Annotated in this window: 23 protein-coding genes and 1 riboswitch; of the genes, 15 read left to right on the plus strand and 8 right to left on the minus strand. The window is 47.7% G+C overall.

Going from position 1 to position 26,002, the window contains the following annotated elements; all coding sequences use genetic code 11:
• Positions 1–44: 44 nt before the first annotated feature.
• Both OCU21_RS01605 and OCU21_RS01610 read right to left on the minus strand, forming a co-directional pair.
• Complete coding sequence (locus tag OCU21_RS01605; RefSeq protein WP_373875447.1) at positions 45–1,304, minus strand: toxic anion resistance protein; 1,260 nt, start codon at positions 1,302–1,304, stop codon at positions 45–47.
• Positions 1,294–2,133 (minus strand): 5-bromo-4-chloroindolyl phosphate hydrolysis family protein, encoded by an 840-nt coding sequence (locus tag OCU21_RS01610; protein WP_261805748.1) that lies wholly within the window; start codon positions 2,131–2,133, stop codon positions 1,294–1,296. Before OCU21_RS01610 ends, OCU21_RS01605 begins: the two co-directional genes overlap by 11 nt.
• Positions 2,134–2,430: 297 nt before the next feature.
• On the opposite strand from OCU21_RS01610, the gene OCU21_RS01615 reads away from it, so the two are divergent.
• The 9 genes from OCU21_RS01615 to recD2 all read left to right on the plus strand — a co-directional run bounded on the left by OCU21_RS01615 (position 2,431) and on the right by recD2 (position 11,815).
• On the plus strand, positions 2,431–2,991 hold the full coding sequence (locus OCU21_RS01615) for an NUDIX hydrolase (protein ID WP_261805749.1): 561 nt from the start codon (positions 2,431–2,433) through the stop codon (positions 2,989–2,991).
• Entirely contained in the window at positions 2,978–3,271 is a 294-nt protein-coding gene (locus OCU21_RS01620; protein ID WP_261805750.1) for a hypothetical protein, read from the plus strand. The genes OCU21_RS01615 and OCU21_RS01620 overlap by 14 nt, the downstream gene beginning before the upstream one ends.
• A 170-nt stretch (positions 3,272–3,441) precedes the next feature.
• The gene (locus tag OCU21_RS01625; protein WP_261805751.1) at positions 3,442–4,143 is read left to right on the plus strand and encodes a 5'-methylthioadenosine/adenosylhomocysteine nucleosidase; all 702 of its coding nucleotides are present in this window, start codon (positions 3,442–3,444) and stop codon (positions 4,141–4,143) included.
• A 70-nt stretch (positions 4,144–4,213) separates the two neighbouring features.
• Entirely contained in the window at positions 4,214–5,368 is a 1,155-nt protein-coding gene (locus OCU21_RS01630; protein ID WP_261805752.1) for a cysteine desulfurase family protein, read from the plus strand.
• Between the two features lie 75 nt (positions 5,369–5,443).
• Positions 5,444–5,785 carry a DUF1831 domain-containing protein gene (locus tag OCU21_RS01635; RefSeq protein ID WP_261805753.1) on the plus strand — a complete coding sequence of 114 codons (342 nt, stop codon included), beginning with the start codon at positions 5,444–5,446 and terminating at the stop codon, positions 5,783–5,785.
• A gap of 19 nt (positions 5,786–5,804) precedes the next feature.
• Positions 5,805–6,929 (plus strand): tRNA 2-thiouridine(34) synthase MnmA, encoded by a 1,125-nt coding sequence (mnmA, locus tag OCU21_RS01640; protein WP_261805754.1) that lies wholly within the window; start codon positions 5,805–5,807, stop codon positions 6,927–6,929.
• A gap of 105 nt (positions 6,930–7,034) precedes the next feature.
• On the plus strand, positions 7,035–7,706 hold the full coding sequence (locus tag OCU21_RS01645; RefSeq protein ID WP_261805755.1) for a histidine phosphatase family protein: 672 nt from the start codon (positions 7,035–7,037) through the stop codon (positions 7,704–7,706).
• A gap of 823 nt (positions 7,707–8,529) precedes the next feature.
• Positions 8,530–9,186: a tetratricopeptide repeat protein gene (locus tag OCU21_RS01650; RefSeq protein ID WP_261805756.1), complete on the plus strand. Its 657-nt coding sequence runs from the start codon at positions 8,530–8,532 to the stop codon at positions 9,184–9,186.
• Between the two features lie 85 nt (positions 9,187–9,271).
• The gene (gene recD2 / locus OCU21_RS01655; RefSeq protein WP_261805757.1) at positions 9,272–11,815 is read left to right on the plus strand and encodes an SF1B family DNA helicase RecD2; all 2,544 of its coding nucleotides are present in this window, start codon (positions 9,272–9,274) and stop codon (positions 11,813–11,815) included.
• A 164-nt stretch (positions 11,816–11,979) separates the two neighbouring features.
• On the opposite strand, the gene OCU21_RS01660 is transcribed toward recD2, so the two are convergent.
• The 5 genes from OCU21_RS01660 to OCU21_RS01680 form a co-directional block, all read right to left on the minus strand.
• Positions 11,980–12,192, minus strand: a complete 213-nt coding sequence (locus tag OCU21_RS01660) for a helix-turn-helix transcriptional regulator (protein WP_261805758.1) — start codon at positions 12,190–12,192, stop codon at positions 11,980–11,982.
• Positions 12,193–12,195: 3 nt separating this feature from the next.
• Positions 12,196–12,510 carry a DUF6442 family protein gene (locus OCU21_RS01665; RefSeq protein WP_261805759.1) on the minus strand — a complete coding sequence of 105 codons (315 nt, stop codon included), beginning with the start codon at positions 12,508–12,510 and terminating at the stop codon, positions 12,196–12,198.
• Positions 12,511–12,737: 227 nt separating this feature from the next.
• Complete coding sequence (locus OCU21_RS01670) at positions 12,738–13,730, minus strand: diacylglycerol/lipid kinase family protein (RefSeq protein ID WP_261805760.1); 993 nt, start codon at positions 13,728–13,730, stop codon at positions 12,738–12,740.
• Between the two features lie 155 nt (positions 13,731–13,885).
• Positions 13,886–15,577: a ribonuclease J1 gene (rnjA, locus tag OCU21_RS01675; protein WP_261805761.1), complete on the minus strand. Its 1,692-nt coding sequence runs from the start codon at positions 15,575–15,577 to the stop codon at positions 13,886–13,888.
• Positions 15,577–15,792: a DNA-directed RNA polymerase subunit epsilon gene (locus tag OCU21_RS01680; protein ID WP_261805762.1), complete on the minus strand. Its 216-nt coding sequence runs from the start codon at positions 15,790–15,792 to the stop codon at positions 15,577–15,579. Before OCU21_RS01680 ends, rnjA begins: the two co-directional genes overlap by 1 nt.
• 256 nt (positions 15,793–16,048) lie before the next feature.
• Here OCU21_RS01680 and OCU21_RS01685 point away from each other — a divergent pair, with 256 nt between their 5' ends.
• Positions 16,049–16,540 carry a hypothetical protein gene (locus tag OCU21_RS01685; RefSeq protein WP_261805763.1) on the plus strand — a complete coding sequence of 164 codons (492 nt, stop codon included), beginning with the start codon at positions 16,049–16,051 and terminating at the stop codon, positions 16,538–16,540.
• A gap of 47 nt (positions 16,541–16,587) precedes the next feature.
• Here OCU21_RS01685 and def read toward each other — a convergent pair whose 3' ends face one another.
• Positions 16,588–17,151 (minus strand): peptide deformylase, encoded by a 564-nt coding sequence (gene def, locus OCU21_RS01690; RefSeq protein ID WP_261805764.1) that lies wholly within the window; start codon positions 17,149–17,151, stop codon positions 16,588–16,590.
• A gap of 467 nt (positions 17,152–17,618) precedes the next feature.
• Positions 17,619–17,777, plus strand: a riboswitch (M-box (ykoK) riboswitch).
• 154 nt (positions 17,778–17,931) lie between these two features.
• On the opposite strand from def, the gene mgtA reads away from it, so the two are divergent.
• From mgtA to lpdA, 5 genes are all read left to right on the plus strand, one after another.
• A complete protein-coding gene (mgtA, locus tag OCU21_RS01695; RefSeq protein ID WP_261805765.1) occupies positions 17,932–20,559 on the plus strand; it encodes a magnesium-translocating P-type ATPase in 2,628 nt (875 codons plus the stop codon).
• A 246-nt stretch (positions 20,560–20,805) separates the two neighbouring features.
• On the plus strand, positions 20,806–21,909 hold the full coding sequence (gene pdhA, locus OCU21_RS01700) for a pyruvate dehydrogenase (acetyl-transferring) E1 component subunit alpha (RefSeq protein ID WP_261805766.1): 1,104 nt from the start codon (positions 20,806–20,808) through the stop codon (positions 21,907–21,909).
• Position 21,910: 1 nt separating this feature from the next.
• The gene (locus tag OCU21_RS01705; protein ID WP_261805767.1) at positions 21,911–22,888 is read left to right on the plus strand and encodes an alpha-ketoacid dehydrogenase subunit beta; all 978 of its coding nucleotides are present in this window, start codon (positions 21,911–21,913) and stop codon (positions 22,886–22,888) included.
• 23 nt (positions 22,889–22,911) lie between these two features.
• Positions 22,912–24,525: a dihydrolipoyllysine-residue acetyltransferase gene (locus tag OCU21_RS01710; protein ID WP_261805768.1), complete on the plus strand. Its 1,614-nt coding sequence runs from the start codon at positions 22,912–22,914 to the stop codon at positions 24,523–24,525.
• 6 nt (positions 24,526–24,531) lie between these two features.
• The gene (lpdA, locus tag OCU21_RS01715) at positions 24,532–25,938 is read left to right on the plus strand and encodes a dihydrolipoyl dehydrogenase (RefSeq protein ID WP_261805769.1); all 1,407 of its coding nucleotides are present in this window, start codon (positions 24,532–24,534) and stop codon (positions 25,936–25,938) included.
• Positions 25,939–26,002: the final 64 nt, after the last annotated feature.

The raw sequence follows: 26,002 nt of genomic DNA on the forward strand, positions 1-26,002 counted from the left end.
GTGACGTCGCCTTTCTATTCTGAATTATCAAGAGATGACTGACGCTAATTCGTCTTCGAATCGTCGTTATTTTGATGGTCGATCTTTAGATCGGCCAGCGGATCAACGGTTTTGCGCGTCCGATAATCACTGGTGGTCTCACCATGACTATAAGCCAATAAATGTTGTTTGAGTTCTTCTTCCATTTTGCCCAATTCGACTTCGGCCGCCTGACGTTTCTTGCGACCATCTTGTTGGATCTTCAGGGTTTGTTGCAAGGTCTCGATCAGATCGTTTTGAGTCTTCTGCAGCGTTTCGATATCGACGACACCACGCTCGTTCTCCTTGGCGGTCTCGATCGCGGAGATCTTCAACATCTCTGAGTTCTTGGTCAAAAGATCGTTGGTCGTTTGCGAGACTTGGCGTTGCGCGGTCACGGCATCTTTTTGACGCAAGAGGGTGAGGGCGATCGCGACTTGGTTCTTCCATAATGGGATCGCGGTATTGATCGAGGCCTGGATCTTTTCCGCTAGCGCTTGGTTGGTCCCTTGGATCAACCGAATCTGTGGGGCCTGCTGGATGGTGATCTGGCGCGCCAATTCTAGATCATGGGTCCGCTTCTCCAAGCGATCGGCAAATTGTTTAAGGTCATTGGCCTCTTGAACCGTCATCTGATCACCTGAAGCCTCGGCCTTGGCCAAAAGGGTGGGGATCTCTTCTTGCTCAAGCTGATTGAGTTTGACCTTACCGGCGGCGATGTAAACGTTCAAGGCGTCAAAGTAAGCCTTGTTCTGTTGATAAAGACCGTCCAGCATTTTGTTATCGACGAGGAGATCATTTTTCTGATGGTCTAGTTTTACGCCGATCGTATCGATCTGCGCGCCGATTTTTTGATATTTTGCGGTCAGTTCATAGACCGAGCGGCGAACTTTGCCGAATAGTTTACGGAAGACATTGTTGTTCTCCGCTTCCAATTCGCTGGGATTGGCCTCGTTAAGGCGATACATCAAATCCGTCAAGACATTGCCGATCTCACCAGTTTGTTGACTGGAAACTTGATCCAGCATGGTTTGCGAAAAAGCGGAGAGTTGCTTCTGAGCATTGGCGCCATAATTAAGGACGGCCGCTTGATTCTTCGTGTCGATTTGGTTGACCAGCGCGGTGGCCTGGTTTTTTTGTTCAGGGGTCAGCCGGGCTAAAGCCGTTTCTTCATCAGTGCTGGCTTGTGTCTTGGCCGCTGGCGTAGTAGCGGTTGCGTCGAAGGGTGTTGCGAGTAGATCGTTGTAAAGATCTTGATTTTGGCCGCTGGTTTGCTTATCTGTCATTGTTATCTTCACCATCTTTATTGTCTTGGGTAGCTTGATCGGGGTCATGATCGCTTTGATCGGTGGCCTTAGTTTGTTGATCCTCGAGATAGTCCGCTTGGATCTGGTTGAGCTGATCTTGCATCTGGGCGATCGAACGGTCGTTGGTGATGTTGAAATCTGGGTGTGCCGGTTCTTTGTCGACCCCATCCAAAGTTGATTCTAACTCACTGACGTCATCGTGGACATAATCCAGATAATCCTGCTTGATCTGTTCGCTCAATGAAGCCAGCATCTCGACGCTGCGATCGAGAACCGCATAGGTATCACTGGTTTTCATCTCATGTTTGCTGATTTCTTGATACTTCTTGGCGATAGCCAAACTAGTCGGCAGGTGCTTATAAAGGAAGTCAGCCGCTTCTTGAAGCCGCGCCGGTTCATTGACTAAAGCTGAGAACATTGCTTTGGTCAGACCGATCGTATCATGATTAAGATTGATGGCCCGCAATTTTGGCACGGCTTGCATGGTTTGTTCCAATGCAACGATTTCTTTCTTCGCATCACTCATCGTTTCGCGGAAAACGTCGATCTCAGCGTCAGACAAACCGGCTTGTTGGTAATGAGCCAACATTTTCTTGCTAATGGGTTCGTTGAAGCCATCTGTGGCCTTGTTGTCGCGGCGCATCGAACGTCGAGTCACAACTAATAGGACCAAGCCAGCCAAGGCGATGATGGCGAAGCTGAAAACCGGAATATTCATGGCACCATATAAAGCTGAGATAATGGTCAGACCGCAAAAGACGATGACCCAAGCTGTTAATAGACCAGATAAGATACTTTTGAATTTCATGATTAACCTCCTATAATACTTACTGTCTAAATTCTATCATAATTTGCGCCAATCTGAATAAGGCTAAGGGTTGATTTTCCTTTCCGTCATTTGAACAGGGTCGCCGAGTTGGCTAAATTTTCGCAAAGAAATCAGAATTCTTTTCATTTAATGCAACAGGGCTGGTATAATAACTTCTGATAGTTCAGATTATGCAAAAGTGGTTTTATGTTTTTTTACGTACAAAAAATAAGCTAAATGAATTTACAATCATCAAAAAATTCGGTATCATAATAACTTGTGGAAAGTGGGATAGTCATGGATTTTACTGAAAAGGTTCAAAGTGATCGATTATTATATGATGGGCATATTTTGCGGTTGCATCAACAGGTGGTTACCTTGCCTAATGGTCGACCAGCAGAACGTGAGATCGTTGAGCATCATGGCGCTGTGGCGATCCTTGCGTTGGCGGATCTAGACCATGCTTACTTGGTTCGCCAATGGCGGGCGCCTCTGGCTCATGAAACTTGGGAGATCCCAGCAGGAAAGATCGATCCTCTTGAGACCGATCCACTTAAAACTGCCCAGCGCGAATTGAACGAGGAGATCGGACAGACCGCTATTGATTGGCACTTGCTGGCCAAATTCTATACATCACCAGGGTTTGCGACAGAACGGATGTATCTCTACCAAGCCCAACAGTTGGCGCCGCTTGCCCACAAGCGTCCTTTGGATCCGGATGAATTTTTGGAGGTGCGCCTGTTCACCTTGGCTGAGGCGCAACAACTTTTGCTTGATTCCGAGTTTCTCGATGGCAAAACATTAGTCGCGCTCCAGTATTGGCAACGATTGCATGAGGCCGATCATGGCAAGGCGTAAAACCAAGACCGCGGCGCGGGAGCCTGACTTGATCATCGATCTTGAGCGATCAACAGCGGCTGACGCGACGGTCGGTCGTCGCAGTGAACGGTTACGACAGGCGCAACGACCGGCAGCGGAACCGTTGTCGCGAGTAACTCGGCGTGAAGCACAGCAAGAGTCAAATTCAGTTCACAATGGCGGTCATGCCCATCCTAAAATGCGCCGGCGTCTCAATTGGGCCTTAGTGATCGTCAGCTTATTGATCGTGTTGACTTATTTGGCTTTGTTCTTCTTGTAAGTTTGTCTCAGTCGAACCGAAGGCCAGATCAGTAGTTTGGCCATACCGGCTCAGGTCGTTTTGAACGCGGTCATTATACAGCTTAACAAGTTAAAATAGTATCGCGATCCGTAATAGAATCATCAATAGTAGAAAAGAAGCAATCAATAGAAATTTTGGAGGAGTCAATAATGAAGGTTGGTATTTTAGTTCCCATGGCAGAAGAGATCGGTCGTTACCGAAAACATTTGCGTGCGGTCAGTGAAGTTGTGATCGGTCAAGTGCGGTTTACTGTTGGTCACTATAAAAATGTCGATCTGGTTTTAGCGCAATCGGGGATCGGTAAGGTCCAGGCGGCTTTGACAGCCACGATTTTATTCGATCATTTTGCGGTTGATTGTGTGATCAATTCTGGCTCGGCGGCGGGAGTCGGCGCTGGTTTGAAAGTTGGCGACTTGGTGATCGGCGATCGCTTGGTTTATCACGATGTTGACGTCACTGGCGGCGGCGATTATGTTTTGGGTCAGGTCCCTGACCATGACGTCTACTTCACGGCAGATGCCAAATTATTGCGGATCATCCAAAAAGCGGCGGATCAGTTGACCTTAAATAGTGTGACCGGGCTGATCGCGACCGGTGATCAATTTATCGCTGATCCTGAACGGGTCGCGACCATCAAACATGATTTTGTTGGCGTTCAAGCGGTCGAAATGGAAGGCGCAGCGGTGGCTCAAGTCGCGACTAGTTTTGAAAAACCATTTCTGATCATCCGCGCGATCAGTGATAACGGTGATGATGCGGCCACGGTCAGCTTTGATGAATTTGTCGTCACCGCTGGTCGGAATGCGGCCAAACTACTGTTGACGGCGATCCCAGAGTTTGCAGAAGCTTAAGTGAACCAGTTGGTCAAGCGGCGATGCTTGACTGTTTAGGAGTTGGCTTGATCTTTTTCGGAGGCGAAAAATGGAACATTATTATTTTGATAACGCGGCGACAACACCAGTCAGCGCCAGTGTTGTTCAAGCGATGACAGCGGTCTTGGCAAATGACTTTGGGAATGCCTCCAGTACTCATTCCTTTGGCCGCCGCGCCCATGATCTCTTAGATCAAAGTCGGCGAACGATCGCGCAAAGCATCAACGCGGCGAGCGTCGACGAAGTGATTTTCACTAGCGGTGGGACAGAAAGTGACAATACAGCGATTATGAGCACGGCTGCGGCGTATGGTGATCGTGGTCATCACATCATCACGACCGCGATCGAACATCCGGCAGTGCTTCAAACAATGGCTCGTTTGGAGAAGCAAGGATTCGAGGTCACTTATCTGCCGGTCGATCAACTTGGCTATGTGACAGCGGCGCAGGTCGCGCAAGCGTTACGGCCAGATACGATCTTGGTTTCGATCATGATGGGCAACAATGAGATCGGCACGATCGAACCGATCAAGGAGATCGGCGCCTTACTTGCGGATAGACCCGTGGTTTTTCATACAGATGCGGTCCAAGCTTATGGGGTCTTGCCGATTGATGTTCAAGCCTTGAATGTTGATTTTTTGTCCGTTTCAGGACATAAATTGCATGGGCCCAAGGGCGTCGGTTTTTTATACGCGAAAAATGGGGTCAAGTTGGTACCGTTCATGAATGGCGGCGAGCAGGAGCATAAACGGCGCGCAGGCACTGAGAATATTCCTGGGATCGTTGGCCTAGCTCAAGCAGTTCGCGATCTTGATGGGCCTAATAAGGCCACCAAACAAGCAAACTTGCTGGCGTTGAAACAGGCAGTACTTAAAGAGTTAGCTCAAGCTCAAGTCGATTATCACATCAATGGACCGGAACCGATGGACAGTCTTCCCCATGTTTTGAATTTGTGGTTTCCCGGATTGCCCACGAACCTAGCCTTGACGAATTTGGATCTTCGTGGGTTCGCGGTCTCTGGCGGTTCCGCATGTACCGCAGGAAGCTTAGAGCCTTCTCATGTTTTGACGGCTCTTTATGGCGCGAATGCAGCTGAGATCAGCGAATCTTTGCGGATCTCCTTTGGCAGTGAAAATACATTGGCGCAGGCACAGGCGTTAGGGCAAGCCCTCGTCACAGTGGTTTCCGATTATTTAGGCCACTAGACTTTGATGGAAGTGCCCCGTCAGGCAATGTTTTTGTTATAATGAACTCATGATCTTAAATAAGGAGCGAGTTAAATGGCAAAAGATGAAGTTAAATTATTGGGCGATGAACGGGTTTTTAAATTAAGTCCACAGATCAAGGCTTACACCTTACGTGATGTTGGCTTTACCAAAGGGAAAAATGGTAATTTTAATCTGGTACGGCCACTTTATGGGGAATCACCTTACGTGGCGGTTTTTCAATTGAAGATGACGGTCAGCGCTGATCTGGATACTTTAAAGATGAGCGTGACGGATCGCAGTGGCTTGAAGGCAATCAATATTTTTAAAGATGAGAAGAATGTCAAGGAAGTTGAGCAGTTCAACTACTTGATCGAGAATTTTATGGAGCGCGACATTTTGGTCGTTGTCTCCTAATCAAGGAGCGAATGAAGTAATGGATAATTCAAAGACCCGAGTAGTTGTCGGGATGAGCGGTGGCGTTGACTCTTCAGTGACGGCGCTGCTGCTTAAAGAACAAGGTTATGACGTGATCGGTGTTTTCATGAAAAATTGGGATGACACCACGGACTCTGGCGTTTGTACCGCCACGGAAGATTATGAAGATGTGGCACGGGTCGCTAATCAAATCGGGATCCCTTATTATTCGATCGACTTTGAGAAAGAATATTGGAACCGGGTCTTTGAATATTTTCTAGATGAGTATCGTCACAATCGGACACCTAATCCTGATGTGATGTGTAATAAAGAAATCAAATTCAAGTCGTTCTTAGATTATGCGTTGGCCTTGAATGCGGATTATATCGCCATGGGCCACTACGCTCAGTTGCGACGGGATCAAGATGGGACGGTCCATCTACTACGGGGCGCCGATGACAATAAAGATCAGACTTATTTCTTGAATACCTTGTCGCAAGCACAATTACAAAAGGTCATGTTCCCGATCGGACATTTGCGCAAGCCAGAAGTACGCGCGATCGCTGAGAAGGCTGGCCTATATACCGCCCGTAAAAAGGATTCTACCGGGGTCTGCTTCATTGGTGAGCGTGATTTCAAAAAGTTTCTGAAGGAGTTTTTACCAGCACAACCGGGGGCGATGCGGACACCAGCCGGTGAGCTGAAGGGTCAGCATGATGGCTTGATGTATTATACCATTGGCCAGCGTTCAGGCTTAGGCATCGGTGGTTCTAGTGATTCCAGCGAGCCTTGGTTCGTGGTGGGTAAAGATATGGCTAGCAACACGTTGATCGTCGACCAAGGCTTCAATAATCCCCGCTTATTTGCGACTAGCCTGTCAGCAGTCAAGCTTTCCTTCGTTGCTGGGGCAGCGCCAGCTACTGAGTTCCACGCGACCGCTAAGTTTCGCTATCGACAAAAAGACGTTGGCGTCACAGTTAAGCTGGATCCAACTGAGCCAACGAATGCGGAAGTGATCTTTGACGAGCCGGTGCGGGCGATCACACCAGGTCAAGCCGTCGTTTTTTACAATAATGAGGAATGTTTGGGTGGCGGAACGATTGATGTTGCCTATGACCATACAAAAGTCTTACAATATGTGTAAGTCCAAATGAAAATCGGGCTGTTGACGATGAAAATCGCCCAGCCTTTTTCATTACCGCTGATTTATGCTGGGTCGTTTAACAAAGCTTGATAGGTAGGGGTAGTTATGACAAATTTTTTCTTCGTACGACATGGTAAAACAAAATGGAATCTTGAGGGACGCCTACAAGGTGCGCATGGTGACTCGCCACTTTTGCCGGCTAGTTATCGAGATATTACCCGACTAGCAAATTATTTGAAGCATGAGCGGATCCATTTTCAGGCCATTTATACCAGCCCCTTGTTACGGGCGCAAACTACGGCCGTTTTTATCAGCGAGAATCTGAATCAGCAGAATTTGCCGATCTATTTGGAGAAAGATCTACGAGAGTTCAATCTGGGGGTCATGGAAGGTAAAACTTTTCAAGAGGTCGAGGTCAAGTATCCCCACGAGGTCAACGCTTTTCGGCATCGCCCCGATAAATTTCAAGCTGAGCGGATCCAAGCGGAAAGCTTTACCCAGTTGATTTTGCGGATGCGCCGGGTGATCGTGGCGATCGCCCAACGTTATCCTCAGGATTCCGCGAATATTTTGATCGTCAGTCATGGCGCGGCGTTAACGGCCCTGATGCAGTCACTCCTTGGGACACCTTTGAAAGATCTGCGCAAGGATGGTGGTTTAGCCAATACCAGTTTAACGGAATTGGCCACCCATGATCAGGGCAAAACCTTCCAGAAGATCCGTTGGAATGAGACTTCTTATCTCGGCAAGAAATTAGGTGCCAGCGATTCAGTTTGATTATCAGCGTGGTTGGAACGCAGTGGACGCTGTTTTGAACCGATTTGAAAAGTGCGGTTTCTATATTTACTGACTTGCTTGATTGCAGGTATGGCCGGGTTGGGGTGTGGACGCAACCGCCTCAGGGCGTTTGTGGTGGCTGGAACGCAGTGGGCATCGTTTGAAGCCAATCCGCAAAACCAGCGGCTTGTCTTCAAATCGAGCCTTTGTCTAAGTGATAAATCACTAAGACAAACTTCACTGCTGAGCCACACGCCCTGAGGCGGTTGCTAGGCAGAATTGCGCCTATCTGCAATCTAGGCGGAGTAGGTTACGAAGTGCTTTTGCTAGTGTGGCGGACAAAATGAGACCATTTCGATTGATAAAAGTCTCTAACTAGTTGTCCCAACTGATTGCCCAGACTAGCGCGATCCAAGTTCTGTGGTATGCAGTTGGTTAGTTTCAAATGTTCATCAAGCTAATTGTTACGGTGTAACGATCAGTGCGAACTTGTGACGACTAGCCATGGTCATCAATTGCGTGGGAATCCGTCAGTTTACACGAGCAAGTAGAATGGCGTGGTAGCTTAATTTGCTTAAAACGGTTGAGCGGGCGGAGTGGAGTGTGGCGGGTAAGATCGCCGTGAAATTGGTCTTAGTGGCTGGGCCACTTAGACCAAGGCCTGATTTTAAGACTCGCAAAGCGAGGCTTAAAACAGTGCCCACAGCGAGCTTGCCCGCCACGCGCAACGCAGACCGCGGCCAACGTTGAAACGGCAGAGACACACAGCAAGCTCACCCACCATACGCAGCGCAGACCGCGGCTAATTTTAAAAGGAGTTCTCATGAGCAAAGATCATTCGAATGATTCGGCCAGTGCCCAATTCTCTGTGGCTGAACAACAAAAAGAAATTCTCAAATTAACCAAGGAATTACAACAAGACCCAAATGATGTTACCAGGTTGATCAAATTAGCGACGCACCTGATGGCCGTGGCCGATTTGACTCAGGCGCAGCAGCTCTTAGCTCATGCGGCAGTGTTGGCCCCTGAAGATCCGGCGATCCCTTACAATCAGGCGGTGATCGCGCATCAGTTACATGATGATCAGCAGGCGATCACTTTATTGCGCCCCTTGATGACCTCGACCTTGGCTGCGGCGGCGAACTATTTGTTAGCTGTGATCTACTTTGAACAACAGCAATTACAATTAGCCAGCGCGTTTGCCCTAACAGCTCTTGAACGCAGGCCCCAAGGGTTTGCCGAAAATTTGTTATTGGCACAGATCTTGACCAAGCAACAACTTTGGTCAGCGGCGCGACCATATGCACAGAAAGCTTACAAATTGGCGCCTGATGATGCCGATGCGGCTTTTGTTTTGGGTGGCTGTCTTTTGAATCAGCAGCAAGCTGCTCGTGGTGAGGCATTATTGAAACAGGCGGCCCAACAGGCACCGAAAAAGTATCAACAAGCAGTCAACGCGATTTTTGGTACGAAACAATAATTTTGCTGTCGTATTTTTGGGTCGGCCCAATGTGTGACGGTGATTGCAAGAATAATGGATGAGTGACAAAAGGGAAGTGATCAGGATGTCAAAAATCAATGAAGCAGTGACGTTGATCGGCACGGTTTTGGATATTCGTTATGAGGATCCAAAAAGTTATTTTAAGATCGTCATCGTTAAAATCAAACAGGCGGATTTTAATTGGCCTGATCCAACGATCACTGTTAAAGGCGATTTCGGCGAGCTGGATCTTGATCAGCCGTATGAGTTTAAAGGTAAATTAGTTGTCCATAGCAAGTATGGTACGCAGATCCAAGTGACCAGTGCCCAGCATATCGCGCCTTCGACTTCTGATAGTTTGGTCCAATATTTTTCTGGTGACCGTTTTCCCGGAATAGGGAAGGTCGCCGCAAAAAAAATCGTGAGTCATTTTGGCGTTGAAGCCATTGATGAGATCATGGCAGATCCTGATCAATTAGCGGAGATCGGTCTCAAACCGAAGCAGGTAACCACGATCTTGACTCAGTTGCGCGAATCATATGGTACTGAGAAAATGATTTTATCCTTGACGCAGTTGGGTCTGACGCCATGGATGATCAGTCAGGCCATGAAGAACTTTGGCGGGCAGACTTTAGCTGTTTTACAAGAGGATCCCTACCAATTAGCGCTAAAAGTTCCCCAGATCGGCTTTAAACGTGTTGATCAATTGGCAGAGAATTTGGCGATCGCTTTTGATGCACCAGTGCGGATCCAAGGTGCTTTGATCCAATTTCTGCGTAATGATCTTTTAGAGACTGGTGACGCGTTCGTTGATGTCGACCTGGTTCTGGAGGGCGCCTTGACGTTATTACGACCAACGCGGCGGCAAGTCCCAACAGATGAGCAAATTGCAAATGAGCTTGTGACTTTAGCGGGTCAAGGCTTGATCGTAGCGGAAGAACACCGCCTCTATTTGGGTGCGACTTATCTCAGTGAGGTCAAGATCGCGCAGGAATTACGCCGGATCCAAAAAACGAAGATCAAGGCTTGGGATGATACGACTTTTCAAAAAGCATTGCGGCAATTAGAACGGCGTTATCAAGTCAGTTACAATGAACAGCAGGTCAAAGCGATCCGTGCGGCTCTAGATCAACCGCTATCTGTCCTTACTGGGGGCCCGGGTACGGGAAAAACCACGATTTTATTGGCGGTGGTCCAACTTTTTGCCCAAAAGAATGATTTCAAATTAAGCCATCAGGATCAAGATCAAGAGGATGCTCCGATCAAACTAGCGGCGCCAACTGGACGCGCGGCCAAACGTTTAAATGAGTTGACGGATCTTCCGGCACGAACGCTACATAGTCTTTTGGGATTGGCCCCCAATGATGATCAGTTTAGTGAGATGATCGGCAATGACCTTCAGGGACAATTGTTGATCGTCGATGAGATGTCGATGGTCGATCAGCGTTTGTTCCAGACACTGATCCAGGCGATTCCTGAAGGCATGCAGCTTCTTCTGGTCGGGGATCAGGATCAATTGCCTTCAGTTGGTCCTGGCCGTGTTTTTGCGGATCTGATCGCTAGTGATCATTTACCTGTGACTGAGCTGACCGCGATCTATCGTCAATCAGATGATTCGACGATCATCAATCTTGCTCGCGCGATCCGTGATGGCCAAGTGCCCGCCGATTTGACTGCTAATCTGCCTGATCGTTCCTTTATCAGTTGCGGGCCGGCGCAAGTCGCGCATGTGGTCGAACAAGTGATCCAGAAATCGCTGAGGCGGAACTTCACGTTGAACGAAACGCAGATCTTAGCGCCAATGTATCGTTATGACGGCGGTATCGATCAGATCAATACGGCGGTCCAAGCCCTTGTCAATCCCAAGAAAACTGCCCGAACAAAAGAAGTCCAAGCCAATAATGGTGTTTTTCGGATCGGCGATAAGGTGATCCAACTACAAAACGAAGGGCAGCTGGGGATCTACAATGGTGATATCGGTCAGATCACTGGCATTCGTGAGGCACAGGGCGACGATGATGCTGAGCCGTTGTTGATCATTGATTTTTCTGGTCTTGAAGTAGAGATCCCCCAGTCCTCGTGGCATAACTTGAGTTTGGCCTATTGTATCTCGATCCATAAATCTCAGGGGAGCGAATATCAATTGGTTATTTTACCCTTGACGATGAACAATCGCATGATGTTGCAACGAAAGTTATTGTATACCGCAGTGACTCGTTCGAAAAACAAATTGGTGATGGTCGGAGAACCAGCCGCCTTCGCTCAGGCAATCAGGAATCAGGGAAGTGAGCGACAAACGACACTGGCGGCGCGGATCCGTGAAATTTTTACGTCTGGAAAAACATTGCTGACTCATTTGGGCGAAAGCGTTCAAGAAGCGGCGGCAGACTATAAAAAGACGCCTCCTGTTGCGGCCGATCAAGTGACAGTCACACTTGATCAGCCGGAGCAATCAGCAGCTATGACCTCAGTTGACGCTCAAAAGAGTAAGCAGTCAGAAATTGCGCGAGCCACGAATAGCACCACTTCTACTGATAAAGTCTCGTATGTCTTAACGCCGCAGTTGGTGGCCGCAAACACCATCGATCCATTGATCGGGATGGCTGAATTGCGTCCAGAAAATTGCTGAAGGTCGCTTTATTTTCGGATCATAAAACCACGGACTCAAATAATCAAAAAGACATCGGAAAATGGCGATTTCCGACGTCTTTTTTGATTGCGCTAAAGCCACGGCACATGAGCTGATAACGTTACCAGATCCGCCATTGAGTCAGGGGCAATCAAATCAGGAGCTCAATCAAAGTAGAAGAGACTGGCAAAATCTTGATCTAAAGCCAAGCATAACAGTAAAGCCAATCTAGCCGAGGGTACGAATTGGTTGGTTTCGATGTTACTGATGGTTTGGCGCGAGACCCCGACAAGTTTTGCCAAGGCTGTTTGGGTGAGTCCCGCGGTCGCCCGCGCTTTTTTTAGGTGATTTTGCAAAGTCAATTTGGGCCGGCTCAAAGCTTAGCGACCAAGAAGTGGCAATACCAATGACCAACCCGTTGTAGCCACTGCAACGAGCAGGACCAATACGAAGAGTGCCGTCCACCAAGATTTTTGTTGGTGCCAAGTGAAAACCTCATGACCGAGCCCCACGATCAGAAGCATAAAAAATAAATCGGTGGTCGGTTGCTGAGCTAGCAGGCGTAGCACAAAAATAATCAACCAAGCGACCATCAACATGATGTAGTGGATCAGACTAAGTTGTGTGATCGTTTTGATGCGACCTTCATCTTGTTGTTCTGCCTGAGCTTGTTGCAATAATCTTTTCTTGTCCATGTTACTAACGCTTCCTTTTCTTTTTTGACTTAGGAACATGGCTCATTTTAGTGATGTCAAATAAACTTGTCCATCGATTTTCAGTGAGTGATCCGCCCTTTAGCGAGGAGTTTTCGACAAGAAAAGTGATAGCGCATTAGCCCCGCTGGTTTTCCAAGCCGATAAAACAAGCGACCCATGCCATTGTGTCAATGTAGGCAGGGGTCGCTTGTGGTAACTGTTTAGGATTAGATCCAGAATGGATATTGTTGATTATGGGCGGTCAATTGAAAGGCATGTTTGCCCATGTCTTCGCCGTCCATTTGCCCATATTGCGGTGGGCTGATCGCGAGATGCAGTTCTTGCCCTTTAAAGAGATGGACTGCGGGGCTGTTCAAATGTTTGCCGTTGGTCAGCATTAACATAAACAACCAAATGAATTTTGCCAAGCTTGGCTTTTCTAAAATAATCAAATTAAGTTCTTGGATATGGGGATCAGCGGCCGGGACGATCGGAACGCCGCCACCAAAATAGGCGATATTGGTCAGCGTGCTTAAATAAGCATGCTCAAAATGATGCGTTTGATCACCTAAGGTCAACGTCAGCTCATAGGGTTTCTGGTGCTTCAAAACAGAGATCAAATTGATCACGTAGGCTAGATTACCTAAATGCCAACGGTTTAACTTGCTTTTCCAAGGGGAGTGCTCGGTCAAGTGAACCACATGAGCATCGAAGCCCATTCCGAAATTATTGATCAAATAATAAGTTTGGCTCGGTGTTTCTGCCTCGGTCTGCAACGCCAATGTAAAAATATTCAACGCGGTCGTCGTCGTTGTTTGTTGTAAGCGTTGGATGAAACGATCAACGTTATGGGTGAGATGAAGGCTACGCGCAAAATCATTACCAGAACCGGCTGGAAAGTAAGCGATCGGGATCTGTTGCTGGGGTCGTTGCTGATGCTGAAGTCCATTGAGGATTTGATTGACGGTGCCATCACCGCCAACGATGATGATCACAAAGGCGGGGCCATTGATCGGCTTTTGGGCCGCGGTTGCGGCGGCCTCGCTGGTCAAAGCTCTTTGAGCCAGCTGTTCGCCTAATAAGACACCGTGACCATCATATTCTGTAAAAATCGCTTGATAATCTAGCGTTGCCTTCTTTAAGCCGGCGGCAAGTTGGGGCCAAACTTTCGCGGCGGCACCGCTGCCGGCCTTCGGATTGATAACGACAACATACTTCATGACTGATTCCTCCTGGACAACAATTGGCTTAGTGCTCAGCGCTGTTTTGATCCAGCGGAAACTGAAGGATCAGGTCAGGCTACTAAGCCAAGCTAAAAAATGAAGTGTGGTAAAAAAGTGATGGACACTTTCTTACCACACTAGGTCGTACTTGATCAGTTTGTTGCAATCAACATGGGTAGGATCAGAGGATGACGTTCGGTTCGCGTGAAGAGAAATTCTTGAAGCGCGTCGATGATCGCGTCACGCAACATCGATTCAGTGACTTTTTCTTCGTCGGCAAACATTTTACGGATCAAATTGTAGATCCGCTTTTGCGCAGCCTCGATCAGTGAACCTGACTCGCGCATATAAACAAATCCGCGAGAAAGAATATCAGGACCAGCAAGGACTAATTTCTTCTTATAATCGATCGTAGCGACTACGACGACAAGTCCTTCTTCAGAAAGAAGCCGGCGATCATGGAGGACCACGTTACCGATATCTCCGATACCAGAGCCATCAACATAAACATCATCTGCAGGGAAATGACCCGCGACTCGCGCCCGTTTATCTGTGAGTGCCAAAACGTCGCCATTTTCCAGAATAAAACTATGATCCAAGGGAACGCCGCAGAGTTCCGCCAATTCTGTATGGATCTTGAGCATCCGATACTCACCGTGGATCGGCATAAAGAACTTCGGCTTCATCAAACGCAGCATCAACTTCTGTTCTTCTTGACCACCGTGACCAGATGTATGGATATTATTGACTTTACCATGGATCACATCTGCGCCGGCTTCGGAGAGTTGGTTGATCAAGTGATTGACACTGATCGTATTGCCGGGGATCGGATTACTGGAGAAAATCACAGTATCGCCAGGATTGATCGAGATCTGACGATGGGTGCCATTGGCGATCCGACTTAGGGCAGCCATTGGCTCACCTTGGGAACCGGTACAAAGGATCATGACTTTGTTCGCGGGCAGGCGATTGATCTCATGGGCGTCAACTAAGACACCATCTGGAATCTTCAAGTAGCCTAATTCTTGACCGTTAACGATCGCGGTCTCCATACTACGGCCAAAGACCGCTACTTTACGATCATGCTCGATCGCCGCTGCAATAGCTTGAGCCACCCGCGAAATATTTGAGGCGAATGAGGCGAAAATGATCCGACCTTCAATACCTTCAAAAATATGGCGAATCGAATTTCCGACAAAACGTTCGGATTTGGTGAAATTCGGAACTTCGGCGTTAGTTGAATCAGACATCAATAATAAGACGCCTTCTTCACCTAAACGAGCCATTCGTTGCAGGTTAGGGGAGGGTTGATCGCCAACTGGCGTCAAGTCGAATTTAAAATCGCCGGTCTCAACGACAACGCCTTGAGGTGTATGCACGGCCACACCTAACGTATCAGGGATCGAGTGTGTCGTTCTAAAGAAAGTCACACTCATCTTAGCAAATTTGAGCACGGTGTTTTCATTGATCACATGCAGTTCAGTGGTACTTAAGAGACCGTGTTCCTCAAGCTTGCCCTTGATCAAAGCTAAGGCTAAGGGACCTGCATAGATCGGAATACTAGGAATCTGTTTCAACAAGAAGGGGATCCCACCGATATGGTCTTCATGGCCGTGGGTGATCACTAAGGCTTTGACTTTATCGATATTTTCGGCAATGTAACTATAATCAGAAATGACATAGTCGATCCCCAACAGATCATCTTCAGGGAATTTGATCCCAGCATCGATCACAATGATCTCATCTTGGAATTGGACCCCATACATGTTCTTACCGATCTCGCCTAAGCCACCGATCGCGTAGACCGCAGTTTCATTATTTTGAATTTTTAACTTTTTAACCATTAATTAAACTCCGTGAGCTTAAAGTCAGGACTCTTTTGCTCATAAGCCAAGAAATTGCCAGTCAATTCTTGGATCAATTCCACATTATAGGCCGTATTCTTCTCGACCAAGGCACGGGCAGCGACTAGTGAGTCAGCTTCCAGGTAGAGAGAGCGAGTCAATTCGCGTTGTGGGTTGCGAATCTCGGTTGGTTGGTACAAAACTTTATAGATCAAATTAAGAACTCCTTATTTTTTATTTCCGAACGTTTGGTCAGTGATCAGACTGGTTTATTCCTTGGAAAAAAGGCGACGCAAAACCAGCTGTCTCACTCACAGTTATTCTGATATTATCATAATTTCGGGTCATTGTATACTGATAGGGCTAGTAAAATCAGGTTCTATCAAACGATTTTGTTGGCTAGACTTGAAGCCGCTAGAACCCAGTTTTGACTAGGAGTAGGGTATACTGGAACCAAAAGGAGGTCAGAAGATGCAGATCGTTATTGGGGTTTTAGCCGCGATCCTGCTTTTGGGGATCGGCGGAGGGATCGGGCACCATTATTGGCTGATCCATCGACAGCGTCAACAACAACAATTATTGGATCAGCAATTGCGAGCGGCTTTGCTGCCTTGGCAAGCCAAGTATCCTTTTATCAAATTCGCCAGCTTGAGTAGCACCGTGCCAGTTTCGATCTGGCATCGTGACGTCTTATTATTTGAGTATCAAGTCGCGGTGACACCGACCCATTCATTAACGATCACTGCCGCAGAACTGACCGCATTATTGAATCAAATCTTAAAACTGCCAGCACCTGTCCATGTGACAGAATGCTGGCAGCTACAACAGAGTTTTCATTTCGATGTTGCTTATTTGGCCAATCAGGCAACGATACGCTATATGCATGATATGGATCGAATCAAAGTTGCGGATCAGTCTGCACCTCCTGGGCCGGCAAAACCAACTACGCCGAAAAAATCGTGATCCTATCAGCTTCGGTGCTACTTCGGCCGGATCCTGAGCGCGCTGTTTTAGTCGATCAGCACCGTACTTTGATCGGCTAACTGATAAGGTGCTTGTTTGTTGATCAAATCATAGTATAAATGACCGTTTAGATGATCGATCTCATGTTGACAAACGATCGCGGGGTAATCGCGCAAGCGGATCTTGTGAGTCTGACCGCTAACGTCTTGGTAGCGTAACGTGATCCGATCGTGGCGCACGACATAACCTTCAACATCGTGATCAACGGATAAGCAACCTTCACCTTCTGACAAGGCAGCAGGTTGGACTGAGTGGCTGACGATCACAGGATTGATGATCACTTCTTTAAAAAGTGGTTTAGGATCATCCTCCGCACCGGGTACTAAAACTGCCGCCATCATTTTAGAAACACCAACTTGAGGTGCGGCTAGGCCAACGCCGGGGCGTAGACCATATTTTTCGGCTAATTTAGGATCTTGACTGTTTTCCAAGTAGGCCATCATCGTTTGCGCAAGTTCTTGATCCGTCGCACTTAAGGGAAATTCAACTTGGGCGCCGACTTGTCGCAGTACGGGATCGCCATCGCGAACGATGTCATTCATTAAAATCAAAATAGTTCCTCCCACTCTCAATAAATTCACATTGAGTCTAGTTTAGCAAAAAAAAACTGATAATTAAAGCTCTTGGAAGAAACAAACCAGATTCTTCATTGAAGTAGAGGGAAGTAGAGGGATCACGGTCAAGGGTAAACAACGTGTTTTCAGTGATCGGGTTTTTGAATGTGCAGGCGATCATGGGCTTCTGGTCAATCAGACCGGTCCGAAAAGATGGTCATGCCGGCTTTCAGATGATCATTTGAGCTGAGCGGAGTTCGATCAGTTCGCGCCGAGGGACTGGGCGCTAGGAGCAACTGCCAACATCATACTGATCAAAATGATTTGAAAGAACAAATAAAAAAATTAAGCAAGACTAAATCGCTGCTGCGATTGATTTTGTTTAACTTTTTTTGAAAAAAAGCAATCGTGATCAGTTGCATTTGACCCAAAAAACGTTATGATAGGGATTGAGAGAAATCAGAATAGACACCTGTTAGGTGAGGCTCCTATGCAAACAAACGCTACTGCTCAGAAACATCGAGAGATGCCCATGAGTCAGCTGGAATTGCCTTCAAGGCTTTTTCTAATGTAGCTGAATTGGATTCTACGTTGCATAGTGCTAAAACTCGACAGTGATCCTGCTTATATTGGCACACTCACTGACGAGTGGGCCTTTTTTCGTGGCTGTTGCTGATCAAATAATCGTACTTAAACTGGAGGTGATCGCGTGTCTGCTGGTCCGAATGCAAATCAAACACAGAGTAATCAAGAAACCGAACCTGGAGGTATAATACCATGTTGTTTACAAATAAGAAGACCGCGATCGCACACAGCAAAGCTGCGGCGCTGATCAAGGAAAGCCAACAAAGTCCAGCAGAATTGCTGGCGACTTTGGCGACTCGGCCAACTGGTTTGACGACTGCTGAGGCAGAACAACGGTTGGAACAGTATGGCCCCAATCAAGTGATCACCCATGAAAAAAATAGTAAATTGAAATTATTAGGTCAAGCTTTTTTAGATCCTTTTGTGATCGTATTGATTTTTTTAGCGATCTTATCGGCGTTAACAGCAGACTATGATGGGGCAATCGTCATGACGATGATGATCTTATTATCAGTAGTTTTGCGGTTCGTCCAAGAGTTACGTTCCGAAAAGGCCAGTGCCGCTTTACAAAAAATGATCGAGAACACCTGCGCCATTACTCGGCAGGATCTAACGAAAGAATTGCCCATGACGGTCGTAGTCCCCGGCGATATTATTGAATTACGGACGGGGGATCTGATCCCTGCCGATGCCTATTTGCTCAAAACAAAAGACCTTTTTTTGAATCAATCTTCGATCACTGGCGAGGCGATGCCAGTCGAGAAATTCGCCACTCTGGCTGATGAAGCGGCTACGGCGGTGGATAGCGCCAGTGAAAATCAAGTTTTTGATCAACATAATCTGGTCTTTATGGGGACTGATGTTCTCAGCGGTAGTGGTCAGGCTGTGATTTTACGGACGGGTAGTCAAACGCTTTTTGGTGACTTAGCTAAATTAGCGACCCAAAAACGTGGCGCGACTCAGTTCGATCGTGGGTTACGGCGGATCTCACGCTTGCTGATCACCATGATGATCGTCCTCGTTCCGATCGTTTTTCTGATCAACGCCTTTACTAAGGGAGATTGGACGCAGGCCTTCTTTTTCGCAGTGGCAGTAGCGGTCGGGCTGACGCCAGAAATGTTACCGATGGTCGTCAATAGTAATTTAGCCAAAGGCGCGACGACCTTGGCCAAGAAAAAAGTGATCGTCAAAGAGTTGCGCGCGGTGCAAAACCTGGGCGCAGTCGATGTCCTCTGTACGGATAAAACAGGGACTTTGACGCAAGATCAGATCACCTTGATGTCGCACTTGGATCCTCAAGGAAACAGTGACGCGAGGGTGTTACAATATGCATTCATGAATTCTTACTATCAAACTGGTTGGCGAAATCTTTTGGATCAGGCAGTGATCGATTATGGTCAGGCAATCCAACATGCCACTTTGATGACGGACCTGCCCGATAATCTCCAAAAGGTCGATGAGATCCCCTTTGACTTCAATCGGCGGCGGTTGACTGTGGTCGTGAAGAATCAGCAACATCAGTGGATGGTGACCAAGGGCGCCTTTGAAGAGATCCTGAAGATCTGTGACCGGGTCGAATGGAATGGTCGAGTCCAGCCAATGACCGCAACGATCCGTGATCAATTAGTGGCGCTGAATCAACGACTCAACAATGAAGGAATGCGGATCTTGGGGATCGCTTACCGGATGGATGTCCATCAACAAGCGACTTATCAGATCAATGATGAACAAAAAATGGTTTTTGCTGGCTTGATGGGTTTCTTGGATCCAGAGAAAGCCACGGCCAAGCAAGCGATCCAATTGTTGCAGGCTCATGGCGTTACAGTGAAGATCTTGACTGGCGATAATGGCGCGATCACGCAACATGTTGCTGGTAAAGTGGGGATCAAGGAAACCAGTTACTTAGAAGGCCAAGCACTCGCGGAGCTCAATGATCAAGAATTGGCCGCCGTGGTCGAAGAACATGACTTATTTGTCAAACTCAACCCCGTCCAAAAGGCGCGGATCATTAAAATATTGCAACAAAAACATACAGTCGCCTTCATGGGAGACGGGATCAATGATGCTCCGGCCCTGCGTCAGGCCGATGTGGGGATCTCTGTGGAGAACGCGGCTGATGTGACTAAAGAAGCAAGTCAAGTCATCTTGTTGGAAAAGAGTTTGCTGGTGCTCGAAGATGGTATCATCGAAGGTCGGGTCGTTTATCGAAATACGATGAAGTATATCCGCATGACGATCGCTTCCAATTTCGGCAATGCCTTGAGCGTGTTGTTGGCTAGTATCGTATTACCATTTTTGCCGATGTTATCACTACAGATCTTAGTCCAGAACCTGATTTATGATCTGGCGCAAATGTCATTGCCTTGGGATCATGTCGATGATGATTCGTTGCGGGCGCCCACACCTTGGCGGACAAAAGGCTTGCTTAAATTCGCCTTGATCTTTGGCCCGGTCAGCTCGATCTTTGATTTGATCACCTTTGCCTTTATGTGGTTCGCTTTGCAGGCCAACACAGTTGCCCAAGCTGGACTTTTCCAGACCGGCTGGTTCCTAGTTGGCTTGATCACCCAAAGTTTGATTATTTTCGTTTATCGGACAACCCAGGTCCCGTTCTTCAAAAGTCGGGCTGGCAAACCGGTGATCGTTGCCACCGTGGCCGCGATCTTGGTTGGGTTCCTTGTGGTTTTTGGTCCGCTACAGCACACATTTGGTTTTGTCGGTCTACCGGCCCAATATTGGCTGTTCCTCCCGTTAGTTGTTTTAGCTTATTTGGTGCTTTCCGACTTTCTTAAAGCCCGCTTAAATGTCGGTCTAGATTAAATGATTAAGAAAATTAAGACAGTTTTAAAACAGCAAGTCGATTTGTTTGTGAGCTCAAACGTTCACAAAAAGATCGGCTTGTTTTTCTGTGCTTCCATTCACAGATTTTAATAATGGCAACGCTTTTTTAAGGAATGGAGATAAATCGCTTGCAACTTCGTTTTGAACATGATATCTTAAAATTAAATGCTAGATAATAATACAGTTTGAATTAATTTAGTATTACAGAAAAGTGAGGCAAGAGAAATGATTAACGGAAAAATCGATTTTGCAAAAATCGTTGATACAGAGTCTCAAGAGTTCCCGGAGATCAAGGTACTCAATGAAGCCGGCGAGATCATCGCGCCTGAGCTGGATCCCCAGTTGACTGATGAGCAATTGGTGGCTTTGCTCTCAAAGATGGTTTTTGCGCGCACTTTAGATCAACGCTCCACAGCATTGAACCGCCAAGGTCGGCTAGGCTTTTACGCGCCAACCGCTGGTCACGAGGCATCTCAAGTCGCTAGTGAGTATGCGATGGATCCAGGTGATTTCATCTTGCCCCGCTACCGGGATGTGCCGGAGCTGGTTTTACATGGCTTACCTTTAGCAAAAGCGTTCTTATGGTCACGGGGCCATCAAATGGGTAACGAATATCCCGATGAATTTCGGGCGTTACCGCCACAGATCATTATCGGGGCACAATATGTTCAGGCTGCTGGGATCGCGTTAGGCTTGAAAAAACGTGGTCGCAAACAAGTGGCTTATGCGTACACTGGTGATGGTGGGACTTCGCAAGGGGACTTTTATGAAGGAATCAACTTTGCCGGTCATTTCAAAGCGCCAGCGATCTTCGTGATCGAGAATAATGGCTTCGCCATCTCTGTACCGCGAGCGGAACAGACTGCCGCGAAAACTTTAGCGCAAAAGGCAGTGGCAGCTGGGATCCCTGGTGTCGTCGTTGATGGGATGGACGCTTTAGCAGTTTATCAAGTCATGGCTTCCGCGCGGGAATGGGCGATAGCTGGAAATGGCCCAGTTTTGATCGAGACTTTGACTTATCGTTATGGTCCCCATACTTTATCAGGGGATGATCCGAAACGCTATCGGACGCCAGAAATGGATCAGCTTTGGCTGAGCCGTGACCCATTGATCCGGATGCGGAAATATCTGACGGCAAAGGGTCTCTGGAGTGAAGAAAAAGAAAATCAGTTGATCGATCAATACAAGGCTGAGATCAAGGCTGCGATCGATGAGGCCGATCAAGCACCGAAACAACAAGTCAGCGATTTCTTGAAGAATACCTATGACGTTCAACCACAAAATATTCAGGAACAGTTACAGAAATTCGAACAACGGGAGGCAAACTAAGATGGCTCAAAAAACAATGATCCAAGCAATCACTGATGCCATGGCAGTTGAATTGGCCAATGATGACAATGTCTTAGTTTTCGGCGAGGACGTTGGTAAAAACGGTGGGGTCTTCCGCGCGACGGAAGGTCTCCAAGCGAAGTTCGGCGAAGACCGTGTTTTTGATACCCCTTTAGCAGAATCAGGGATCGGTGGTCTTTCGATCGGTTTAGCACTGGAAGGTTTTCGGCCTGTTCCTGAGATCCAGTTCTTTGGTTTTATTTTGGAGACGATGGATTCGATCGGCGGTCAAATGGCACGGATGCGTTATCGAATGGGCAATACCCGCCAGATGCCGATCACGATCCGTGCGCCTTTCGGTGGTGGTGTCCATACCCCGGAGATGCACTCCGATAATTTCGAAGGTCTGATCACTTCATTTCCAGGTATTCGGGTCGTGGTCCCAAGCAACCCTTATGATGCCAAAGGACTTTTGATCAGCGCGATCCGTAGCAATGATCCGGTGATGTATCTGGAACATATGAAACTTTATCGGTCTTTCCGTGATGAGGTGCCAGATGGTGAATATACGGTCCCTCTCGATCAAGCCAACGTAACTCGTTCTGGTCGTGATGTGACCATCGTCACTTACGGCGCAATGGTTCGTGAGGCCACAAAAGCAGCGGATGAATTGGCCAAGGCAAATATTGAGGCCGAAGTGATCGATCTGCGGACGATCGCACCTTTAGATATGAAGACGATCATTGCATCGGTTGAAAAAACAGGTCGGGTCGTCGTCGTTCAAGAAGCGCAGCGGCAGGCCGGAGTTGGTAATCAAGTGATCTCCGAGATCTCGCAACGTGCGATCCTCAATCTGCAAGCGCCGATCGGTTTCGTCGCGGCGCCAGATACCCCATTCCCATTTGGCCAAGCGGAAACAGCCTGGTTACCAAATGCCAATGATATCATCGCGGAAGTTAAAAAAACTGTCAATTTCTAGTTAAGGTGGAGGTCAGATAATCAATGAGTTATGTATTTAAGTTACCTGAATTGGGTGAAGGCATCGCAGAAGGCGAGATCGTCAAGTGGCACGTTGCTCCAGGCGATCAAGTCAAGGAAGATGACATCATCCTTGAAGTTCAAAATGATAAATCTGTCGAAGAGATCCCCTCACCAACAGATGGCAAAGTGACCCAGATCTTAGCCAATGAAGGCGACACGGTAACGGTTGGCCAGCCTTTGATCGAGTTTGATGGCGATGGCAACAATAGTGCTCCGGCAGCGGCAAGTCCAACAACGACTGCGGCACCGGCAGCAGCGACGCCAGCTAGCTATTACCAGTTCAAACTTCCGGAATTAGGTGAAGGGATCGCGGAAGGCGAGATCGTTAAGTGGCATGTCGCACCAGGCGAAATGGTCAACGAAGACGACACTTTATTAGAAGTTCAAAATGACAAATCTGTCGAAGAGATCCCAGCGCCGGTCACTGGTAAAGTGATCCAGATCTTGACCAATGAAGGTGAGACCGTAACAGTCGGTCAGCCTTTAGTCGAGATTGACGCGCCTGAGGCTAATCCGACCGGGGCTAGTGTTACTGCGGCGCTAGTTAGCCCGGCGCCAAGTCCGGTGGCCCCAACGGCACCAGTTCCGTCAGCGCCGGCTGCAGTGGCAACACCGATCGTGGCTACTAGCACTCCGGGACAACCGATCTTAGCATTACCATCCGTTCGGCTCTACGCTCGGGAAAAAGGAATCGATTTGGCGACCGTACAGGCGACCGGTGACCATGGTCGGATCACAAAAGCCGATATTGATCGTAGTAGTGTTGGCGGGCCGGTACCAGTTGTTGCAGCATCAACGGCAGCAACAACCGCTAGTCCAGCAGCATCCGCTGCAACCGCGGCTGCTCCGGTAGAACCATTACCAGTTTTTGAAAATGAAACGCGCGAGAAAATGTCGCCAATGCGTAAAGCAATCGCCAAGGCGATGGTGACAAGCAAGCACACTGCACCACATGTGACTCATTTTGACGAGGTTGAAGTTTCGGCATTGATGGCTCATCGGAAACGCTTTAAACAAGTTGCTGCTGATAAGGGGATCAAGTTGACCTTCTTGCCTTATGTGGTCAAAGCATTAGTGATCGTATTGCGCGACTTCCCGATTTTGAACGCGTCTTTAGACGATGCGACTCAAGAGATCGTTTACAAGCATTACTTTAATGTGGGTATCGCTACGGACACGCCACACGGTCTGTACGTGCCGAACATCAAAGATGCAGATCGTAAGAGTATTTTTGAGATCGCTAAGGAGATCTCAGAAAATGCCCAGAAGGCACAGGACAATAAATTGAAGCCTGCTGAAATGGCTCATGGTTCAATGACGATCAGTAATATTGGTTCTCTAGGTGGTGGTTGGTTCACACCGGTGATCAATTATCCGGAAGATGCGATCTTAGGTATCGGCAAGATCGCCAAGGAGCCAACTGTCAACGCTGACGGTGAGATCGTGGTGGGCAATATGTTGAAACTGTCCTTATCATTCGATCATCGGTTGATCGATGGCGCGACGGCTCAAAAAGCACTTAATGAATTAAAACAATTGTTGGCGGATCCAGAATTATTGTTGATGGAGGGATAGTTAAAGATGGTTGTTGGTGATTTTGCGATTGATTTAGACACAGTGGTGATCGGCGCTGGCCCTGGTGGTTATGTGGCCGCGATCCACGCCGCTGAACTGGGCCAAAAAGTGACCGTGATCGAGCGAGAATATGTGGGCGGCGTTTGTTTAAACGTTGGCTGTATCCCATCTAAGGCCCTGATCAATGCTGGTCATCGTCTCCAAGAGGTGCGTGATTCCAGTTCGTTTGGTGTTAGTAAAACAGATGCGACGATCGATTTTGCTCAGACTCAAGATTGGAAACAACATCAGGTAGTGGAGCGCTTGACTGGCGGTGTCCGGATGTTGTTCAAAAAACATAAGATCGATTTGATCGAAGGGGACGCTTTCTTGAAAGACGATCACAGCCTACGTGTGATCAAGTCTGACAGCGCCCAAACTTATACGTTCAAGAACTTGATCATCGCCACTGGCTCGCGTCCTGTGGAGATCAAGGGCTTTAAGTTTGAAAAACGGGTCGTAGATTCGACGGGCGGCTTGAATCTACCTGAAGTCCCTAAAGAATTAGTCGTGATCGGTGGCGGTTATATCGGTTCTGAATTGGCCGGCGCTTATGCCAATCTAGGGGCTCACGTAACGATCTTGGAAGGCACGCCTTCAATTTTGCCGAACTTCGATCAAGATATGGTCAAACTTGTTTTGGATAGCTTCAAAAAACGTGGCGTGACGGTGATCACCAAAGCAATGGCCCAAGCGGCAACGAATTTTGCTGATCATGTCGAAGTCAAGTATGAAGTCGCTGGTAAAACAGAAACGATCTCGGCTGATTATGTGATGGTCACGGTTGGTCGGCGACCGAATACCAATGATATGGGCCTAGAGCAAGCAGGCGTCACTGTTGGTGAACGGGGTCTATTGCCAGTGGATAATCAAGGTCGGACTAATAAATCAAATATTTACGCGATCGGGGATATCGTTGCTGGTGCTGCTTTAGCACATAAGGCTTCTTATGAAGGTAAAGTCGCGGCAGAAGCGATCAGTGGCAAGGCTGCAGCGGTCGATTATCGGGCGATGCCTGCCGTTTGTTATACCGATCCAGAATTGGCTTCCACTGGCTTGACCTTAAAAGAGGCAAAAGCGGCTGGTTACGATGCCAAGTCTGATAAATTCCCCTTCATGGCTAATGGTCGCGCGATCTCACTGAATGCCACAGAAGGTTTTGTCAAGTTGATCTCCAACAAGGCTGATGGTACTTTGCTAGGTGCTCAGATCGCCGGTTCTGGAGCGAGTGATTTGATCTCTGAGCTGACTTTAGCTGTTGAAGGCGGCATGAATATCACAGATATTGCCTTAACGATCCATCCACATCCGACGCTAAGTGAAGCAATCATGGATGCGGCAGATGTTGCTGAAGGTTTCCCAACGAATATTTAAGTGGTTCTCAAAGGTCCTTGGTCAAAAAACCAAGGATCTTTTTCTATGTTGGCCTAGTTTGACG

Origin of the sequence: Lapidilactobacillus luobeiensis (assembly GCF_024345205.1) — a bacterium.
In the GTDB taxonomy this organism is placed as follows: Bacteria; Bacillota; Bacilli; order Lactobacillales; family Lactobacillaceae; genus Lapidilactobacillus; species Lapidilactobacillus luobeiensis.

Coding starts and splice junctions, on each gene's coding strand:
- OCU21_RS01605 (WP_373875447.1), bottom strand. CDS start 1,304: ATGACAGATAAGCAAACCAGCGGCCAAAATCAAGATCTTTACAACGAT.
- OCU21_RS01610 (WP_261805748.1), bottom strand. CDS start 2,133: ATGAAATTCAAAAGTATCTTATCTGGTCTATTAACAGCTTGGGTCATC.
- OCU21_RS01615 (WP_261805749.1), top strand. CDS start 2,431: ATGGATTTTACTGAAAAGGTTCAAAGTGATCGATTATTATATGATGGG.
- OCU21_RS01620 (WP_261805750.1), top strand. CDS start 2,978: ATGGCAAGGCGTAAAACCAAGACCGCGGCGCGGGAGCCTGACTTGATC.
- OCU21_RS01625 (WP_261805751.1), top strand. CDS start 3,442: ATGAAGGTTGGTATTTTAGTTCCCATGGCAGAAGAGATCGGTCGTTAC.
- OCU21_RS01630 (WP_261805752.1), top strand. CDS start 4,214: ATGGAACATTATTATTTTGATAACGCGGCGACAACACCAGTCAGCGCC.
- OCU21_RS01635 (WP_261805753.1), top strand. CDS start 5,444: ATGGCAAAAGATGAAGTTAAATTATTGGGCGATGAACGGGTTTTTAAA.
- mnmA (WP_261805754.1), top strand. CDS start 5,805: ATGGATAATTCAAAGACCCGAGTAGTTGTCGGGATGAGCGGTGGCGTT.
- OCU21_RS01645 (WP_261805755.1), top strand. CDS start 7,035: ATGACAAATTTTTTCTTCGTACGACATGGTAAAACAAAATGGAATCTT.
- OCU21_RS01650 (WP_261805756.1), top strand. CDS start 8,530: ATGAGCAAAGATCATTCGAATGATTCGGCCAGTGCCCAATTCTCTGTG.
- recD2 (WP_261805757.1), top strand. CDS start 9,272: ATGTCAAAAATCAATGAAGCAGTGACGTTGATCGGCACGGTTTTGGAT.
- OCU21_RS01665 (WP_261805759.1), bottom strand. CDS start 12,510: ATGGACAAGAAAAGATTATTGCAACAAGCTCAGGCAGAACAACAAGAT.
- OCU21_RS01670 (WP_261805760.1), bottom strand. CDS start 13,730: ATGAAGTATGTTGTCGTTATCAATCCGAAGGCCGGCAGCGGTGCCGCC.
- rnjA (WP_261805761.1), bottom strand. CDS start 15,577: ATGGTTAAAAAGTTAAAAATTCAAAATAATGAAACTGCGGTCTACGCG.
- OCU21_RS01685 (WP_261805763.1), top strand. CDS start 16,049: ATGCAGATCGTTATTGGGGTTTTAGCCGCGATCCTGCTTTTGGGGATC.
- mgtA (WP_261805765.1), top strand. CDS start 17,932: ATGTTGTTTACAAATAAGAAGACCGCGATCGCACACAGCAAAGCTGCG.
- pdhA (WP_261805766.1), top strand. CDS start 20,806: ATGATTAACGGAAAAATCGATTTTGCAAAAATCGTTGATACAGAGTCT.
- OCU21_RS01705 (WP_261805767.1), top strand. CDS start 21,911: ATGGCTCAAAAAACAATGATCCAAGCAATCACTGATGCCATGGCAGTT.
- OCU21_RS01710 (WP_261805768.1), top strand. CDS start 22,912: ATGAGTTATGTATTTAAGTTACCTGAATTGGGTGAAGGCATCGCAGAA.
- lpdA (WP_261805769.1), top strand. CDS start 24,532: ATGGTTGTTGGTGATTTTGCGATTGATTTAGACACAGTGGTGATCGGC.